Genomic DNA, 18,283 nt, shown 5'->3' on the forward strand with positions numbered 1-18,283 from the left:
GAAACCGCCGCCCGGCCGGCGCCGGCGGCAAACCGGAGCGAACGGATGAAATCGCATGTGCAGGCGGCAGTAATCGGCGGCGGCGTGGTCGGCGCCAGCGTGCTTTACCATCTGACCAAAGCCGGCTGGAAAGACGTCGCCCTGTTCGAACGTTCCGAGCTGACCAGCGGCTCGACCTGGCACGCCGCCGGCGGCATGCACACGCTGAACGGCGATCCGGACGTCTCCGCGCTCCAGCGCTACACGATCGACCTGTACCGGGAGATCGAGGAAATCTCCGGCCAGTCCTGCGGCGTCCACCTGACCGGCGGCGTCATACTGGCCGACACGCCCGATCGCATGGACTGGCTAAAAACCGCCCGCGCGATCGGCCGCTACATGAAGCTCGATACTGAACTGGTGACGCCGCAGGAAGCCCGTGAGCTGTTTCCGCTGATCGATCCCGCCTGCTTCGTCGGCGGCCTGTACGATCCCGTGGAAGGCCATGTCGATCCGTCGGGCGTGACTCAGGCCTACGCGAAATCGGCGCGGATCGGCGGGGCGGAGATCTATCTTCAAACCAAGGTCGAGGATTTGCAGCCGAGACCGGACGGCAGCTGGGACGTCGTGACCGAGAAGGGCACGGTCCATGCCGAGCACGTCGTCAATGCCGGCGGCCTGTGGGCGCGCGAGGTCGGCCGCATGGTGGGCCTGGAACTGCCGGTGCTCGCCATGGAGCACATGTATCTGCTGACCGACGAAATTCCGGAAGTCACGGAATTCAACGCGTCGACGGGACGGCAGATGATGCACGCCCTCGACTTCGGCGGTGAGATCTACACGCGCCAGGAAGGCAAGGGCATGCTAATCGGCACCTACGAGCGCGCCGGCAAGCCCTGGTCGCCGAAGACGACGCCCTGGGACTTCGGCCACGAACTGCTGGCGCCCGACCTCGACCGGATCACGCCGTCGCTGGAAATCGGCTTCAAGCATTTTCCGCCCTACGGCCGCGCGGGAATCAAGCAGATCGTCAACGGCCCTTTCACCTTCGCGCCGGACGGCAACCCGCTGGTCGGGCCGGTTCGCGGCCTGAAGAATTACTGGTGCGCCTGCGCCGTGATGGCCGGATTCAGCCAGGGCGGCGGGGTCGGGCTGACCCTCGCCAACTGGATGACGGAGGGCGATCCTGGCTTCGACGTGTTCGGCATGGACGTCGCGCGCTTCGGCGACTGGGCGACGCTCGCCTATACCAACGCCAAGGTGCGGGAAAACTACAGCCGCCGCTTTAACGTGCCGTTTCCGAACGAGGAACTGCCGGCCGGCCGGCCCCTGCGCACCACGCCGCTCTACGACCGCTTCAAGGCGCGGGGCGCCGTTTTCGGCGCCGCCTACGGCCTGGAATACCCGCTCTGGTTCGCCGATGAGGGCGAACTGGCGGAAGATATCGTCAGCTTCCGGCGTTCCAACGATTTCGCCAATGTCGGGCGCGAGGCGGCGGCGGTTCGCAACGGAGTCGGCGTCTACGAGTCGTCCGGCTTCGCAAAATATTCGGTGACAGGGCCAGGCGCGGAAATCTGGCTATCCCGGATTCTTGCCAACCGGACGCCGCGGCCGGGGCGGGTCGTCCTGAGCCCGATGCTGAATCCGAATGGCAAGCTGATCGGCGACTTCACCGTAGCCAAGACGGGCGACGAGAAGTTCTACGTCGTCGGCTCCGGCCCGGCGGAAAAGTACCATATGCGCTGGTTCGAAGCGCATCTGCCGGACGACGGTTCGGTCGCCGTGCGCGCGCTCGGCCTTGATCTTGTCGGCCTGATGATTGCGGGGCCGGCGGCGCGTGACCTGCTGCAGGCCGTGACGGATGCCGACGTATCGGCCGAGGCCTTCCGCTTTCTCGATATCCGAGCCATGGATATCGGACCGGCGCCTGCGCTGGTCGGCCGGATCTCCTATACCGGCGACCTGGGCTACGAAATCTGGATGGCGCCGGAATACCAGGTTGCGGTGTACGACCTGCTGATGGAAGCGGGCGCGCCGCTCGGCCTCAAGCCCTTCGGTCTCCGCGCGCTGGACAGCCTGAGGCTGGAAAAGAGTTTCGGCGCCTGGGCGTTCGAATACCGACCGATCTACGGTCCTTACGAAGCCGGCCTCGGCCGCTTCGTCGATCTGGCGAAGAACGATTTCATCGGCCGCGACGCGGCGCTCAGGGAAAAGGAAGAGGGCGGCGAACGGCGGCTCGTCGCCATGGCGGTCGACGTTTCGGACGCCGATTCGTTCCGCGACGAACCGATCTGGCACGACGGCGCCGTTGTCGGCCGGGTGACGTCAGGCGGCTATGCCCATGTGGCGCAGCAATCGGTAGCGCTCGGCTATCTGCCGCGGGGTGTGGCGGAAAATCCCGGCCGCCTGGAAGTCGAAATCCTCGGCGAGCGGTGCGCCGCCCGGATTCTCGAAGAACCGCTGTTCGACCCGGCCGGCGCACGCATGCGCGGTTAGCTGTGTGCGCGACCGCCCGTTATGCGGTGATTGGCGCGCTGCCGCGAAATCGTCCTGTTGTTATCTCCATCGTCAGCCCAATAAGGGGGCGCCGGTGCTGCGCAGTGCCGGATAGCGATGCCGGAGGCAATGGGTGGACAAGATCGCCGAATTCTTCGCCATGGGTGGCTATGCAGCCTATGTCTGGCCGGCGCTCATCCTGACTGCGGCGGTCATGGTCGGGTTGGCCTGGCATGCCTCGCGGAGCTTGCGGCGCGAGGAAGCCGCGGCGGCGGCGCTTGAGCAGCGTTCGGCTTCACCCGAAGGCGTAGTGGAGGACGGCGAACCGGAGGAAGGCGAACCGGAGGCCGGGATTGCGACCTAAGCGGCGGCGCATGGCTTTTCTTTCTGTCGGCCTCGCCCTGCTCGGTGTCGCGGTCGCGCTGGTTCTGGTCGCCCTCGACGACGGCGTTACCTTTTTCTACACACCGTCCCGGGTCGAAGCGAAAAATGTGCCGGCAGGACAGCAGTTTCGCCTGGGCGGGCTCGTCGAGGCAGGCAGCCGCAAGACGCTGGAAGACGGTGTGAGCGTCACTTTCCGGGTCACCGACTGCCTCCACAGCCTCCCGGTCGTCTACAAGGGCGTACTGCCCGACCTGTTCCGGGAAGGGCAGGGGGTCGTGGCGATCGGCCGGCTCGAAAAAAGCGGAGTTTTCCGGGCCGATACGATCCTCGCCAAGCATGACGAAAACTACATGCCGAAAGACCTTGCCGATCAACTGAAGGAACAGGGGCAATGGCACGCCGACGGCGGCGGCAAACCGTGCGCCGAAGCCAAATCCTGACCGGGAGGCCGGCATCATGAGCGCGGAGATCGGCCATTTCGCCCTGATCGTCGCCGCAATCCTGGCGCTCGGCCAGTCCGTCTTGCCGATGGCCGGCGCGAGCCGACGCCACAGCCCGCTGATGGCGCTCGGCGGCACGCTGGCGACCGGCCAGTTCGTTTTCGTCCTGATCGCCTTCTGCGCGTTGACCTGGGCCTTCGTGACGTCCGATTTCTCGGTCGCCAACGTGATGCAGAACTCCCACAGCGCCAAGCCGCTGCTCTACAAAATCACCGGCGTCTGGGGGAATCACGAAGGCTCGATGGTGCTCTGGTGCCTGATCCTCAGCCTGTTCGGCGCCTGTGTCGCCTGGTTCGGAAGCAATATCGCACCCGGCCTGCGCGCCCGGGTGATCGCCGTCCAGGGCATGATCGGCCTGGCCTTTCTCGCCTTCGTCCTGCTGACCTCGAACCCGTTCGACAGGGTGAATCCGATGCCGCCGGACGGGCGGGGCCTGAATCCGATCCTGCAGGATCCGGGCCTCGCCTTCCATCCGCCGCTGCTCTACCTGGGCTATGTCGGTTTCTCCGTCACCTTCGCCTTTGCCGTGGCCGCCTTGCTGGAGGGCAGGGTGGATGCCGCCTGGGGCCGGTGGGTGCGGCCGTGGGCGCTCGCCGCCTGGAGCTTTCTCACACTCGGCATCGCGCTCGGCAGCTGGTGGGCCTATTACGAACTGGGCTGGGGCGGGTTCTGGTTCTGGGACCCGGTGGAGAACGCGTCCTTCATGCCCTGGCTGGTCGGCACCGCCCTGCTGCACAGCGCCGTCGTCGCCGAAAAGCGGGATGCCTTAAAAAGCTGGTCTATCCTGCTGGCGATCCTCACCTTTTCACTCAGCCTGCTGGGGACTTTCCTGGTCCGCTCCGGCGTGCTCACCTCGGTCCACACCTTCGCGACCGACCCCGAACGCGGCCTGTTCATTCTCGCCATCCTGGCCGTCACCATCGGCGGCGCGCTCCTGCTCTACGCCTGGCGCGCGCCGGCGCTCAGGGCCGGCGGCCTGTTCCGGCCGATCTCCCGCGAGGGCGCGCTGATCGTCAACAATCTGCTGATGACTGTGGCGGCGCTGACGGTCCTGTTCGGCACGCTTTATCCGCTGATCGTCGATGCGCTCGGCCTCGGCAAGATCAGCGTCGGGCCGCCCTATTTCAACGCCACCTTCGTCCCCTTGATGGCGCCCTTGATCCTGGCGATGGGAATCGCGCCGTTCCTGCCATGGAAACGGGCCGATCTGGCCGGTGCGCTGGACCGGCTGAAACTGATCGTCGCCGTCACGATCGGTGCGGCGGCCGTCGTCGTTTTCCTGGAAGACCGGCACAGCTTTGCGGCGGCGCTGGGCATCGGCCTGGCTGTCTGGGCGATCGGCGCATCCGTCCTCGAGCTTGCCGGCCGGGTTCGCCTGTTCCGCGCGCCGTTCGGCGAAAGCCTGCGCCGCGCCGCAGCCATGCCGCGCTCGGCCTGGGGCATGACGCTCGCCCACGCCGCCGCCGGCGTGGTCGTCGCCGGAATCACGGCATCGAGCGTCTGGCAGACCGAGATCGTCCGGGTCATGAAACCGGGCGACAGCGCTGAGGTGGCCGGCTACGCCATCGCATTCGCAGGCGTCCGCGAGGTCAGGGTCGGCAACTATCTGGCCCGCCGGGGGCAGTTCACCGTATCCGAGGGCGGTGTCGCTATCGCAACGCTATCGCCCGAAAAGCGGGTCTACCTGCCGCAGCGCACGCCGACCACCGAAGCCGCCATCCGCACGACCTGGTTCGCCGACCTCTACATCGTCCTCGGCGATCCCGACGAAAAGGGCGGGCATGCCGTGCGGCTCTATCACAATCCGTTGGTGCCCTGGATATGGATCGGCGCCGTGCTGATGTTCCTCGGCGGCATGGTTTCGCTGACCGACCGGCGCCACCGGGTCGGCGCACCGCGGCGCTCGGCCCGGCCGCCTGCAGCGCGTCCGGCGGAAGCCTGAACCGCCATGCGATCCCGCCGGCTGCTGTATCTGGCGCCGCTTGCGGTGTTCGCCGCCATTGCCGCCGCCGCCGCCTTCTATCTGCAGAGCGGGCGCGACCCGAGCCTCCTGCCGTCGGCGCTGATCGACAAACCGGCGCCGGCATTCTCCGCGCGCAGCCTCGAACATGACGGCAGGATCATCCGGCAGGGCGTTGAAAGCGCGTCGTTCAAGGGGCGCATCACTGTCCTGAACTTCTTTGCCAGCTGGTGCGCGCCCTGCCTGATCGAGCACCCCCAGATTACCGCCTTGTCGAAAGTGCCCGGCGTGATCCTTGCCGGCATCAACTACAAGGACAAACCGGCGGACGCCGCGCGCTGGCTGGACCGGCACGGCAATCCCTACGCGCGCATCGGCGTCGATCGCGACGGGGAGATCGCGCCGGAATTCGGCCTTTACGGCGTGCCGGAAACCTATCTGATCGATCGTGCAGGCCGAATCCGGTTCAAGCAGGTCGGTCCGATAACGAAGCAGGTGCTGGAAGAGAGTATCCTGCCGGCGATCGAGGCATTGAGGAAATGAGGCGGTACGCTGCCCCGATTCTGCTCGCGCTGTTCGTTGCGATCGCCGCTCCGATAGCGCCCGCGCCGGCCATCGGGCCGGGCGAGGCGCTGGAGGATGCGAAGCTGGAAGGCCGCGCCCGGGACATCGGCCGCGAGCTGCGCTGCCTGGTCTGCCAGAACCAGTCGATCGACGATTCGGATGCGCCGCTGGCCCGCGACCTGCGCCGGCTGGTGCGCAAGCGGTTGACGGCGGGAGACAGCGACCGCGAAGTCATCGCCTATGTCCATGCACGCTACGGCGATTTCGTCCTGCTGCGCCCGCCGGTCGACGAGCGGACCTGGCTGCTTTGGTTCGGGCCGGCGGTGGCGCTTCTGGCCGCGCTCCTGTTCCTGCTCTGGCGATTGCGCCGGCCGCGACCGGCGACGGAAGCCGCGGGCCTCCCGGCGGAAGAGGCCGCCCGCGCAGATGCGCTGCTCCAGGACCGCGGAGATGAGAAATGATCTGGCTGGTCGCTGCGATTCTGGGCATCGCGGCCGGCGCTGCCATCCTGTGGCGCCTCTATCCGCGCGGCGGGTCTGAAGCTGCGCCGGTCGCCGGCGCGGCGGAATACGACCTTGAGGTCTATCGCGATCAGCTTCGCGAACTCGACCGGGACCTGGCGCGCGGCACGATCGAGGCGGCGGAGGCCGAGGCGGCGCGCAATGAAATCCGCCGGCGCGCGCTGGCCGCCGAGGGCCGGGGGGAAGCGGAAGGTTCCGGTACGACGCAAACCCTGTCGCGCCCGACCGTCCTGCTGCTGGCGGCGGCGGTGCCGGCGCTGAGCCTGGCGCTCTACGCCGTGCTCGGCCGTCCCGAGCTCGCCGACCGCAGCATGCTGACGGTGCAGGAGAGGCCGCGCGGCCCGAGCGCCGAAGACGTGCGCGCCGCCGAGCGGATGACCCCGGAGGAGCGGCAGGAGATGATCCGCGGCATGGTTGCCGGGCTGGCCGCACGACTCGAAGAGAATCCCGGCGATCTTGCCGGCTGGCTGCGCCTCGGCCGGGCCCTCAGTGTGCTCGGCGAGCTGGACAAGTCCGCCGATGCCTACGGCAGGGCCGTCGCGCTGGCGCCGGACAATGTCCGCGTCCTGACGCTCTACACGATGGCTGTGCTCCGCCTGCGCAGTCCGGACGATCCGGTCGATCCGCAATTGCTTCAACTCTTCGAACGCCTGCATGCCCTGGAGCCGCGCCACCCGCTTGCGCTGTACTATCTTGGCCGCCACGCCTTCGATCTGGGACGCGAAGCTGAGGGTAAGGATTACTGGCGCAAACTGCTGCCGCTGGTTGCCGACCGGCCCGATTTTGCGGCCCGTATCCGGCAGCGTCTGGAAGGGAAGGGGGAATGACGGCGGCGGGCGGGACGGGCGATTTGCCCGCTTGAGCGGACCGCTGCGGCAGGACTGTATGCGTGAAATGCCAGGCCGCCTTCGGAAAGACATGTCCGACAATCTCTACGCGCTGATCGCGGCGCAGTTTCCGGCAGATCCTGCCGCCGTGTTTCTGGACGTCGAGGGCGGGGCGCCGGTCCTGTATCGCGAAATCGACGGGCGGGCGGCCCGGATTGCCACGGCGCTCGCCGCACATGGCGCGATGGCGGGCGACCGCGTCGTTGCCCAGGTCGACAAGTCGCCGGACGCCGTGATGCTCTACCTGGCCTGCCTGCGCGCCGGGCTGGTCTTCGTGCCGCTGAACACGGCCTATACCGCGCCGGAAATCGCCTTTTTCCTTTCGGATGCCGAACCCGCCGTCTTCGTGTGCCGGGAATCGGATCGCGGGACGGCCGAAGCGCTGGCGCGCAAGGCCGGTGTAGGCGCCGTCCTGACTCTGGGCGACGGTTCGGGCACCCTTCACGAAGCCGCCGAAAGGGCGCGGCCCGCCGGACCGGCGGCGGTGCGCCGTGCCGACGATCTCGCGGCGATCCTCTACACCTCCGGCACGACCGGCCGGCCCAAGGGCGCGATGCTGACCCACGGCAACCTGGCGTCCAATGCCCTGGTTCTGCGGGACTATTGGGGCTTCACGGGCGGCGATGTGCTGCTGCACGCCCTGCCGATCTATCACGTACACGGCCTTTTCGTGGCGCTGCACTGCGCGTTGCTGAGCGGAGCACGGGTCATTTTCCAGAACGGATTCGCTGCGGAAAGTGCGATTGCCCGGTTGCCCGATGCAACGGTCATGATGGGCGTGCCGACCTACTATACCCGCCTGCTCGATACGCCCGAATTCACCGCAGAGGCCGCCCGCAACGTCCGCCTGTTCATTTCCGGCTCGGCGCCCCTGCTGGAGGAGACTTTCGCCGGCTTCGAGAGCCGGACCGGCAAGCGGATTCTGGAGCGCTACGGCATGACGGAAGTCGGCATGGCGTGCAGCAATCCGCTCGACGGAGAGCGCGTCGCCGGCACGGTCGGCTTTGCGCTTCCGGGCGTGTCCGTCCGCATCGCCGACGAGGCCGGCCGCGAAGTGCCGCGGGGCGGCGTCGGCGTGCTGGAGATGACCGGCCCGAACGTGTTTTCCGGTTACTGGCGCCTGCCGGACAGGACCGCGGAGGAGTTCCGGCCCGACGGATTTTTCGTTTCCGGCGACATGGCGACGATGGACGAAACCGGCCGGGTCGCCATCGTCGGCCGGGCGAAGGACCTGATAATTTCCGGCGGTTTGAACGTCTATCCCAAAGAGGTCGAGCAATGCCTTGATGCGCTTCCGGGCGTTCGCGAGTCCGCGGTGTTCGGCATCGCCCATCCGGATTTCGGCGAGGGCGTGACCGGAGCGGTGGTGCCCGACGGGTCGGCCGACCTGGATCCGGAAGCGCTCCTTGCCGGCCTGGCGGACACGCTGGCCAGGTTCAAGCAGCCGAAGCGGCTTTTCATCGTCGACGAACTGCCGCGCAACGCCATGGGCAAGGTCCAGAAGAATGCCCTGCGCGACCGGTATACGAACATCTACACCGGATAACCGGACCGGGCATTGACGGCCCGCGGTCGTCGCGTCTCTATAGGCCGAACGAGGAAACGCAAGGGCAGGGAAAGACCGATGCGCAATCTGCAGGAAGACAACATCACCGAAGCCGTGCTCCAGACCATGGAGGGGACCGAGGACCCGCGGCTCAAGGAGATCATGACCAGCCTGGTCAAGCATATGCACGCCTTTGCCCGGGAAGTGGGCTTGCAGCAGGACGAGTGGATGCGGGGCATCCAGTATCTTTACGATGCCGGCAAGATTTCGACGCCGGAGCGCAACGAGTTCATTCTGACTTCCGATATTCTCGGCCTGTCGTCGCTGGTCGACATGATCAAGGGCCGCGGCGTGACCAGCGGGACGGAATACAGCGCGCTCGGCCCGTTCTTCGTCGGCGGCGCGCCGGAAGTCCCGCTCAAAGGCAATCTCGCCGGCGACGACCCCGGCACGGAGGTTGTGCTGACCGGCCGCGTGCTCAACGAACAGTCCGAACCGGTCGAAGGCGCGCGCCTCGATTTCTGGCAGACCCAGTCGAACGGCCTGTACGACGTGCAGGAGAGCCATGAGGGGGCGGTGCCCAACCTGCGCTGCCACCAGTTCACCGGAGCGGACGGCCGATACGGCGTGCGCACGGTGAAACCGGTGTCCTACACCGTGCCGGACGACGGACCGGCCGGCGAGATCCTGCGCGCGACCTCGCGCACCGCCTGGCGGCCGGCGCACTATCATATCTGGATCAACGCCGACGGCTATCTCCCGCTGGTGACGGAACTGTTCCCCGGCGAAGACGACTGGATCGACCGCGACGCCGTGTTCGCCGTGCGCGATTCCCTGCGGGTGGATTTCGACGAGACCGCCGATGCGGAGGAGGCGAGCGCCTACGGCGTGACCGCGCCTTACCAGAAGGTCGAATACGACTTCGTGCTGGTTGCCAATTGAGTTTCGGTATTGCGGCCCGAGCGGCTCAGCCGGCCGGATCGCCGCCCGTTCTGTCCCGGTAGGCGTCGAACGCTTCCGGCGTGTCGAGGTCGCGTAGCACGGCGTCGTCGTCCATTTCCACGGTCACGACCTGGCCGGCATGCTCCTGCAGGATGTCCCGCCCGCCGGTGTCGCCGCCCAGGCTCGCCAGGTCGTCGGCGAAGCGCCGGTCCCACAGCACCGGATTCCCGCGTTGCCCGCCGCTGGCGGCGGCAACGATGGTGCGGCCGGCCTGCGGATCGTAGTTGGCGATAAGGGCATCCAGCATGGCCGGCGCGATGTCCGGCATGTCGCCAAGACAAACGATGGCGGCGTCCGGCGGGTCCGGCGTTTCGAATACCGCCCGCGCGCCTGCGGCGACCGACGAGCCCATGCCTGACGGATAGTCCGGATTGTCGGCGAAGGCGCAATCCAGGCCCGAGAGCGCATCGCGCACCCGGCCGGCTTCGTGGCCGGTCACGACGATCAGGCGGCGGGTTGCGGCGCTGCGGACCGCTGCCGCCACCCGCCGGATCATCGGCTCGCCGCCGACCGGCTCCAGCAGCTTGTTGCGTGCGCCCATCCGCGTCGATTGCCCGGCCGCCAGCAGGATGGCGTCGACGACCGGTTCGGGTTTCTGCGCGCCCGGCGGCTCGCGGTCGCGCAGCATGGGCCGGGAGCGGATTTCCTTGAGCAGGCCGCCGACGCCGAAACCGGCGATGGTCTCCGCATCGACCCGAAGGCCGGCGGCGAGCCGTTCGAGCAGCCAGTCGGAGCCCTGTTCCCGGGGCGAGCGCGCCGAGCCCGGCATGGCTACGACGGTCGCTTCGCCAATCCGCGCCAGCAGGGTGAGATTGCCGGGATCGACCGGCAGACCGAAATGCTCGACGGTTCCGCCGGCTGCGACGATGGCTGCGGGGACGACGTCGCGCCGGTCCGCGATGGCCGATGCGCCGATCACGGCAATCAGGTCGGCAGCCGCGGCCACCTGTGCCAGAGCATCGGCAAGAGCGTCTTCGCGGTGTTCCGTCGTTCGGACATGGGTCACGGCCGCGCCGACCCGGGCGAGGCGTTCGCGGGTCGAACGCTCGGTCTTTGCCAGCAGCCCGGCGGTCGTGTGGGGCAATCGTGTCTGGATCAGCGCTGCGGTCTGCGGGCGGTATGCGGCAACCGATACCGTACCCGCGGCGGCGCCGGCGACCCGTTCGACGCTTGCGGCCGGCGCGCCGAAGGTGATGATCTTGACGGTCGCGATGAGCTGGTCGCGAACCACCGGCGATAATGCCGGCAGAGTCGCCAGGGTGAGCGATTCCGCGATCCGGTTGGCTGCACTGACGCCGGCGGCATCGATCAGGGCCAGGCCGGCATGCCGGGCATAGAGGTTGCAGCGGCCGTTCGCGGCCGGCCCGGCGCGCAAACTGTCGGACGCGAGAGCGGCGGCGATGCGCGCGGCGGCATCGTTTTCGTCCAGATCGTCCGGGTCCAGGCGGGCAACCGCAATTCTGTCGAAGCCGGCGCCTGCAATGGCGGCGAGGTCGTCTTTCGTCAGCCTCCGACCCTTGGCGAGGCGGCCGGCAGCCGTCCTGACGGCGTGGGCGAGAATGGCGCCTTCGGCCTCCTGTATCGGAACGGAACCGAATTCCATCGTTCCGGTCAGGCGGCTTTCGCCTGCGGTCTGCGGAGCGTTGCCGTGATTTCGCCCATGATCGCGAGCGCAATTTCGGCCGGCGACGTTGCGCCGATGTCGAGGCCGATCGGCCCGCGAATGCGGGCGATCTCATCGCTGCCGAAACCCGCCTGCTGCAGCCGCTGGACCCGCGAGGCATGGGTCCGGCGCGAACCCAGGGAGCCGATATAGAAACAATGGGAACGCAAGGCGCTGTGCAGGGCCGGATCGTCGAGTTTCGGGTCGTGGGTGAGGGTAACAATCGCGGTGCGCGCGTCGGGCTTCAGCGCCGCCAGGGCCTCGTCGGGCCAGTCGTCGGTCAGGACGACACCCGGAAACCGGTCTGCGGTGGCGAATGAACCCCGGGGATCGATGACCGTCACGGCATAGCCGGCAAGCGCGGCAATCGGCGCCAGCGACTGCGCGATATGGACGGCGCCGACGATCAGGAGCCGCAGCGGCGGGTTGAAGACATGCAGAAACAGGCGGCGGCCGTCGTTTGTCTCGATCGTCCGGCTCCTGTCGTCGCGCTGCGCGGTGTCGGCGGCGGCGAGCAGGGTTTCGTCGACGCGCACCGGCCCGGCGGCGGATCCGCCCTCGATCCAGGTCTTTTCGCCGGACGCCAGATCCGTCGCAACGACAACCGGGCGGTGCCCGGCCTTCGCGGCCGCGAGCCTGTCGATCAGGTTCCGGTCCATCTAGTCGAGCCGTTCGACAAACACTTCGACCCGGCCGCCGCAGGCTAGGCCGACCGCCCAGGCGTCCTCGTCCGCAACGCCGAATTCGAGCAGCCGGGGCGCGCCGCTGCGGATGACGTCCTGAGCCTCGGCGACCACCGCGCCTTCGATGCAGCCGCCCGAAACGGAGCCGATCATTTCCTGCGCGCCGCTGACCGCGAGCTGGCTGCCGACCGGACGGGGCGACGATCCCCAGGTGTTGACGACCGTGGCTATGGCCACGTCCTTGCCGGCATCCCGCCACGCCGCCGCCCGGCGCAACACCTCGTCGCTCGACAGCGTCAGGGTCTCAGCATCGGCAGCCATCGGGTCACGCTCCTGTCCTGCCGGGCTCCGGGCTGGGCAAACGCCGCGCTCAACTGCTCCAGGCTCTCCAGATTGTGCACGGTACGGAAGTCGTCAACATGGGGCAACATGGCCCGGATGCCGGCCGACTTGGGCTCGAACCCCTCGTAACGCAGCAGGGGATTGAGCCAGATCAGCCGGCGGCAACTGCGGTGCAGCCGGTCCATTTCCCGCTCCAGCCCGGCGCCGCCATCCCGGTCCAGCCCGTCCGTAATCAGGAGCGCCATGGCGCCCTGACCGAGGGTCCGGCGCGACCACAGTCGATTGAATTCGCCGAGTGTCTGGCCGATGCGCGTGCCGCCGTCCCAGTCCTCGGCGACCTGGCCGATCTTGTCGAGCGCTTCGTCGACATCCTTGTAGCGCAGATACCGCGTGACGTTTGTCAACCTCGTGCCGAACAGGAATGTGTGCACGCGGTCCCGGTCGTTGGTGACGGCGTGCAGGAAGTGCAACAGCATGCGCGAATAGCGGCTCATCGAACCGGAGATATCGCACAGGACCACGAGCGGCGGCCGCCGTGTCTTGCGCCGCCTGCGCGCGAGCAGGATTGTGTCTCCGCCGCTGCGCACGCTGCGCCGCAATATCCGGCGCATGTCGATACGCGGACCGGCCGGGTCGGACCGGTAGCGCCGCGTCGCCACCCGCTCCACCGGCAGGCGCATCCGGGCCAGCGCCCGTTTCGCGGCATCGATTTCGGCTTGCGACATCTTCTCGAAATCGCGGCTCTTCAGGACCTCGCGGTCGGTCCAGGTCATCACGGCGTCCAGTTCGACCCGCTCCTGCTCCGGCGCTTGTCCCGCCGCTTCCGCGAGACCCTTCAGCGCTTCCGCGAGCCGCCGCGACATCTCCTCCCGTTCCTCGTCCGCCGGCGCTTCCGTTGTCGGCAGGATGACGGACATCAACCGCTCCAGCAGCCGCGGATTGCGCCAGAAGACGTGGAAGGCCTGGTCGAACAGGTCGCGCTGGTCGCGGCGGTTCACGAAGACCGCGTGGAGCGTCCAGTAGAAGTCGTCGCGGGTGCCGATACCGACCGCCTCGGCCGCCTCGACCGCCCGGATCACCTGGCCGGGGCCGACCGGCAGGCCGGCGGCGCGCAGCACCCGGGCGAAGTGCATGATATTTTCCGGCAGGCGGCCGCCGCCCGGGTCGCCGCCGCGGCGGGACCGTTCCGGGTCGGGCGGGGTATCGAACGGCATGGCGGCGTCCGGTCCGGTCTCGCTGCCCTAGGACCCGCGCACCCGGTTGAGGGAGGCCTCGGTGCGAATCTCGTCGAGGATTCGCATGGCTTCGCTGCCGCGGATGCGTTCGATATCGTCCTGGTACTTGAGCAGCGTGCCGAGCGTGGCGTTGAGCGTATCCGGCTCCAGGGCGACGACGTCGAGCTGGGCCAAGGCCTGGGCCCAGTCGATGGATTCGGCGACGCCGGGCAGCTTGAAAAGGTCGACATCGCGCAATTTCTGAATGAAGGCGACGACATCGCGGCGCAGCGCCTCGCCGGCTTCCGGGGCCTTCTTGCCGAGGATTTCCAGTTCGCGCTCGGCGTTGGGGTAGTCGACCCAATAGTAGAAGCAGCGTCGCTTCAGGGCGTCGTGGATTTCCCGCGTCCGGTTCGAGGTAATGACGACGACGGGCGGCGTATCGGCGCCGAAGACGCCGATTTCCGGCACGGTGATCTGGAAGTCCGACAGCACCTCCAGCAGGAAGGCCTCGAAGGGTTCGTCGGTCCGGTCCAGCTCGTCGATCAGCAGCACTGGCGGACCGCTCTCTCGCGGCTCCAACGCCTGGAGCAGGGGGCGCTTGATCAGGAATTCCTCGGAAAACACGTCCCGGGTGAGGGCCGCCCGCCCGGTCCGGCCGCCGGCATCGCCGGTTGCTTCGGCCAGCCGGATCTCGATCATCTGCCGGGCATAGTTCCACTCGTAGACCGCGCTCGAAACGTCCAGCCCCTCGTAACATTGCAACCGGATCAGGTCGCGGCCGAGGCACCCTGCCAGCACCTTGGCGATTTCCGTCTTGCCGACGCCGGCCTCGCCCTCCAGGAACAGCGGCCGGCCGAGCTTCAGCGCCAGATAGAGGGCCGTCGCCAGCGACCGGTCGGCGACATAGGCGCCGGCGGCGAGCAATTTCTCGGTTGCGTCGACGGAATCGGGCAGGGCGGTTATTTTTGACATGCTCATTCCAGAACGGAACACGGTCGGCAGCCCGTCTTGCTGCCACGAAATTTGAGCATTCGTTCGGGAGAGACGGGAGATGTTCGGGTGGCGCACACTTCGGCGCGGAGGTTTCGACTCCCGCCTCCCCCGGTAACGAGCCTGTCTCCGGCACTTGAGCCGCCGATCAAGGTCCGTACCGTTCGGTCAACGCATGCCCGATACGGTGTTTTCTCCCGAAAAACAAGAAGTAAGAGCAGCCGTTTCACCCTCCCCGTGAATGGGGAGGGTGCTGCGGGCAAAGGCAGGCTACCCCGCCTTCGCCACGGCGCGCTTGGCCATCACCGTGACGAGATGGGCGCGGTATTCGGCGCTGGCGTGGATGTCCTCGTTGAGGCCGTCGGCGGAGATGCCGATGCCCGCCACCGCGTCGGCCGACCAGTTCGCGGCGAGGGCGGCTTCCATCTCCGCAACCCGGAACACGCACGGGCCGGCGCCGGTCACCGCAACCCGGACGCCGTCTGCCGCCTGGGCGACAAACACGCCGACGATGGCGTAGCGCGAGGCCGGGTTCGGGAATTTCATGTAGGCGGCCTTGCCGGCCCTCGGGAACGATACCGACGTGACGATCTCGTCCTGCCCCAGCGCCGTCTCGAACAGGCTGGTGAAGAAGTCGTCCGCCGCGATGTTCCGCTTGTTGGTCTGCACGGTGGCACCGAGGCCGACAAGAGCGGCCGGATAATCCGCGGCCGGATCGTTGTTGGCGATCGAGCCGCCGATCGTCCCGCGGTTGCGCACCTGCGGGTCGCCGATGTGGCTCGCCAGGTCGGCCAGGGCCGGGATGGCCGCCGCGACGTCCGCGGATGCGGCGACCGCGGCGTGCCGGGCCAGGGCGCCGACGGTCACGCCGTTACCGTCGACCGCAATGCCGTCCAGGCCGCCGACGCCGTTCAGGTCGACGACGGTCGTCGGTGCGGCGAGCCTCTGCTTGAGCGTCGGGATATACGTCATCCCGCCGGCGAGCAGCTTTGCCTCGTCGTCTGCGCCGACAATGCCGGCGGCTTCATCGACGCTGCCGGCCTTCTTGTACTCGAAATTGTACATGGATTGGTTCCTTCCTGCCCGGGTGAGGGCCCGATGCGTTCCGAATTTTCCGTTCCGATTCGATGAATTCAGCCTGTCCCGCCGCGTCTATGCCGCTGCGTCCTGAATCGCCTGCCAGACGCGCAACGGGGTTGCCGGCATTTCGATATGGCCGACGCCGACATCGCGCAGCGCGTCGTGTACCGCGTTCATGACCGCCGCCGGCGCCGCGATGGCCCCGGCCTCGCCGCAGCCCTTCACGCCAAGGGGGTTGAGCGGGGACGGTACGCCGTTGAAGCCGACGTCGTAGTTCGGCACGTCGTCGGCGCGGGGCATGGTGTAGTCCATGTAGGAACCGCTGATCAGCTGGCCGGCACTGTCGTAGACCGCATGCTCCAGCACGGCCTGGCCGATTCCCTGGCCGATCCCGCCATGGACCTGGCCCTCGACGATCAGCGGGTTGATCACCACGCCGAAATCGTCGACGGCAGCGTATTTGTCGATCGCGACCGAGCCGGTTTCCGGATCGATCTCGACTTCGCAGATATGCGTGCCGGCCGGGAAGGAGAAGTTGAGGGGATCGTAGAACGCCGATTCTTCCAGCCCCGGCTCGAGGCCCTCCGGATAGTTGTGCGGCACATAGGCGGTGAAGGCGACCTCAGCGATGTTCATCGCCTTGTCGGTGCCCTTGACCGTGAAGTTGCCGCCGGCGAACTCGATATCGTCCTCCGACGCCTCTAGGGCGTGGGCGGCGATCTTCCGTCCTTTCTCGATGATCTTGTCCGCGGCCTTCACAATGGCCGAACCGCCGACGGCGGCCGAACGGGAACCGTAGGTGCCCATGCCGAACGGTGTTTTGGCGGTATCGCCGTGAATGACGTCAACCTGGTCGTAGGGCACGCCGAGCTTGTCGGCGACGATCTGGGCATAGGCCGTTTCATGGCCCTGACCGTGGGTGTGGCAGCCTGTGAGCAACTGGACGTTACCCGTTGGATTAAAACGGATACTTGCCGATTCCCAGAGACCCACACCGGCGCCCAGAGAGCCGACCGCCGCCGATGGCGCAACGCCGCACGCCTCGATGTAGGAGGAGAAGCCGACGCCGCGCAGCTTGCCGTTGGCCTTCGATTCCGCCTTGCGGGCCTGGAAACCGCCGTAGCCGGCAAGATCCAGCGCCTGGTCCATTGAACCGGCGAAATCGCCGCAATCGTACTGCATGATGACCGGCGTCTCGTAGGGGAAGGCGTCGCCGGGCACGAAGTTGATCCGGCGCAGTTCGGCCGGATCCCGGCCGGTCTCGTTCGCCGCCGTCTCGACCAGACGCTCGACGACATAGGCGGCTTCCGGCCGCCCGGCGCCGCGATAGGCATCGACCGGCGCGGTGTTGGTAAAGACCGTCTTGACGTTGCAGTAGATGCCGCCGGTCGTGTACTGGCCGGCCAGCAGCGTGCCGTAGAGATAGCTCGGCACCGCCGAGGAGAAGGTCGAGAGATAGGCCCCCATATTGGCGATGGTTTCGACCCGCATGGCGAGGAACTTGCCGCCGGAGTCGAGCGCCAGCTCCGCCTTCGTGACATGGTCGCGGCCATGGGCGTCCGCGATGAAGCTTTCGCTGCGTTCCGCCGTCCACTTGATCGGCCTGCCGATCCGGGCGGAAGCCCAGGTTGCCACGACTTCTTCGGCGTAGATGAAGATCTTGGAGCCGAAGCCGCCGCCGACGTCGGGCGCCACCACGCGCAGCTTGTGCTCCGGGGCGAGGCCGTGGAACGCCGACATCACCAGCCGGTGGACATGCGGGTTCTGGGACGCGATGAAGAGGGTGTATTCGCCGGTGCCGTCGTCGTATTCGGCCACGCAGGCCCGCGGCTCCATGGCGTTGGGCACAAGGCGGTTGTTGGCGAATTCCAGCGACGTCACATGGGCCGCACCGTCGAACGCGGCATCGATGGCCGCCTTGTCGCCGAGCGCCCATTCGTAGCAGAGGTTGTCCGGCGCCTCATCATGGATCTGCGGCTGGCCGGCGGCCATGGACCGGGCCGGATCGGCCACGGCGTCCAGGATGCCATAGTCGACTTCGACGGCCGCGCCGGCATCCTTGGCCTGCTCCAGGGTATCGGCGATCACGACGGCGACGGCGTCGCCGACATAGTTCACCTTGCCGACGGCCAGCGCCGGGTGGGGCGGCGCCTTGTGCGGCTCGCCGTTCACATCGGTGATGGCCCAGCCGCAGATCAGCGGCCCGACATCGGCCATGTCTTCGCCGACGAAGATGCCGCGCACGCCGGGCATCGCCCGGGCGGCATCGGTGTTGACGCCGTTGAGCGTCGCATGGGCATGGGGCGAACGCACGAAATAGGCGTGGGTCTGCCCCCTGCGGTTGATATCGTCGGTATAGTGACCCTGACCGGTCACGAAACGGCGATCTTCGCGGCGCGCGACTGCAGCGCCGATGCCTTGCTCGGTCATGAATTCCTCACTGCGCTCGAATTGGTCCTGTCCATTCTG

16 protein-coding genes are annotated in these 18,283 nt (G+C 67.5%); 9 read left to right on the top strand and 7 right to left on the bottom strand.

Features of this window, described 5'->3' with window-relative positions:
- The first annotated feature begins 45 nt into the window (after nucleotides 1-45).
- The 9 genes from OXM58_15065 to OXM58_15105 all read left to right on the top strand — a co-directional run bounded on the left by OXM58_15065 (nucleotide 46) and on the right by OXM58_15105 (nucleotide 9,779).
- On the top strand, nucleotides 46-2,475 hold the full coding sequence (locus tag OXM58_15065) for an FAD-dependent oxidoreductase (protein ID MDE0149690.1): 2,430 nt from the start codon (nucleotides 46-48) through the stop codon (nucleotides 2,473-2,475).
- A 133-nt stretch (nucleotides 2,476-2,608) separates the two neighbouring features.
- Nucleotides 2,609-2,839 (top strand): heme exporter protein CcmD, encoded by a 231-nt coding sequence (gene ccmD / locus OXM58_15070; GenBank protein ID MDE0149691.1) that lies wholly within the window; start codon nucleotides 2,609-2,611, stop codon nucleotides 2,837-2,839.
- 10 nt (nucleotides 2,840-2,849) lie between these two features.
- Nucleotides 2,850-3,299, top strand: coding sequence for a cytochrome c maturation protein CcmE (gene ccmE / locus OXM58_15075; protein MDE0149692.1), 450 nt, complete (start codon nucleotides 2,850-2,852; stop codon nucleotides 3,297-3,299).
- A 16-nt stretch (nucleotides 3,300-3,315) separates the two neighbouring features.
- Entirely contained in the window at nucleotides 3,316-5,301 is a 1,986-nt protein-coding gene (locus tag OXM58_15080) for a heme lyase CcmF/NrfE family subunit (GenBank protein ID MDE0149693.1), read from the top strand.
- 6 nt (nucleotides 5,302-5,307) lie between these two features.
- Nucleotides 5,308-5,862, top strand: a complete 555-nt coding sequence (locus tag OXM58_15085) for a DsbE family thiol:disulfide interchange protein (protein MDE0149694.1) — start codon at nucleotides 5,308-5,310, stop codon at nucleotides 5,860-5,862.
- Complete coding sequence (locus OXM58_15090) at nucleotides 5,859-6,344, top strand: cytochrome c-type biogenesis protein CcmH (protein ID MDE0149695.1); 486 nt, start codon at nucleotides 5,859-5,861, stop codon at nucleotides 6,342-6,344. The genes OXM58_15085 and OXM58_15090 overlap by 4 nt, the downstream gene beginning before the upstream one ends.
- Nucleotides 6,341-7,231 carry a c-type cytochrome biogenesis protein CcmI gene (gene ccmI, locus OXM58_15095; protein MDE0149696.1) on the top strand — a complete coding sequence of 297 codons (891 nt, stop codon included), beginning with the start codon at nucleotides 6,341-6,343 and terminating at the stop codon, nucleotides 7,229-7,231. Before OXM58_15090 ends, ccmI begins: the two co-directional genes overlap by 4 nt.
- Before the next feature lie 91 nt (nucleotides 7,232-7,322).
- Entirely contained in the window at nucleotides 7,323-8,837 is a 1,515-nt protein-coding gene (locus tag OXM58_15100; protein ID MDE0149697.1) for an AMP-binding protein, read from the top strand.
- 78 nt (nucleotides 8,838-8,915) lie between these two features.
- Nucleotides 8,916-9,779 (top strand): 6-chlorohydroxyquinol-1,2-dioxygenase, encoded by an 864-nt coding sequence (locus OXM58_15105; GenBank protein MDE0149698.1) that lies wholly within the window; start codon nucleotides 8,916-8,918, stop codon nucleotides 9,777-9,779.
- A gap of 25 nt (nucleotides 9,780-9,804) precedes the next feature.
- Here OXM58_15105 and OXM58_15110 read toward each other — a convergent pair whose 3' ends face one another.
- The 7 genes from OXM58_15110 to OXM58_15140 all read right to left on the bottom strand — a co-directional run bounded on the left by OXM58_15110 (nucleotide 9,805) and on the right by OXM58_15140 (nucleotide 18,244).
- On the bottom strand, nucleotides 9,805-11,442 hold the full coding sequence (locus OXM58_15110) for a molybdopterin-binding/glycosyltransferase family 2 protein (protein ID MDE0149699.1): 1,638 nt from the start codon (nucleotides 11,440-11,442) through the stop codon (nucleotides 9,805-9,807).
- 8 nt (nucleotides 11,443-11,450) lie between these two features.
- Nucleotides 11,451-12,161 carry an XdhC family protein gene (locus OXM58_15115; GenBank protein ID MDE0149700.1) on the bottom strand — a complete coding sequence of 237 codons (711 nt, stop codon included), beginning with the start codon at nucleotides 12,159-12,161 and terminating at the stop codon, nucleotides 11,451-11,453.
- On the bottom strand, nucleotides 12,162-12,506 hold the full coding sequence (locus OXM58_15120; GenBank protein MDE0149701.1) for an XdhC family protein: 345 nt from the start codon (nucleotides 12,504-12,506) through the stop codon (nucleotides 12,162-12,164).
- Nucleotides 12,482-13,741 (bottom strand): VWA domain-containing protein, encoded by a 1,260-nt coding sequence (locus OXM58_15125; protein MDE0149702.1) that lies wholly within the window; start codon nucleotides 13,739-13,741, stop codon nucleotides 12,482-12,484. Before OXM58_15125 ends, OXM58_15120 begins: the two co-directional genes overlap by 25 nt.
- A gap of 27 nt (nucleotides 13,742-13,768) precedes the next feature.
- Nucleotides 13,769-14,716 (bottom strand): MoxR family ATPase, encoded by a 948-nt coding sequence (locus OXM58_15130; GenBank protein ID MDE0149703.1) that lies wholly within the window; start codon nucleotides 14,714-14,716, stop codon nucleotides 13,769-13,771.
- A 288-nt stretch (nucleotides 14,717-15,004) separates the two neighbouring features.
- Nucleotides 15,005-15,799, bottom strand: a complete 795-nt coding sequence (locus OXM58_15135) for a xanthine dehydrogenase family protein subunit M (protein ID MDE0149704.1) — start codon at nucleotides 15,797-15,799, stop codon at nucleotides 15,005-15,007.
- Nucleotides 15,800-15,886: 87 nt separating this feature from the next.
- The gene (locus tag OXM58_15140) at nucleotides 15,887-18,244 is read right to left on the bottom strand and encodes a xanthine dehydrogenase family protein molybdopterin-binding subunit (GenBank protein MDE0149705.1); all 2,358 of its coding nucleotides are present in this window, start codon (nucleotides 18,242-18,244) and stop codon (nucleotides 15,887-15,889) included.
- Nucleotides 18,245-18,283: the final 39 nt, after the last annotated feature.

It is taken from the genome of Rhodospirillaceae bacterium (assembly GCA_028819475.1).
GTDB lineage: Bacteria > Pseudomonadota > Alphaproteobacteria > Bin65 > Bin65 > Bin65.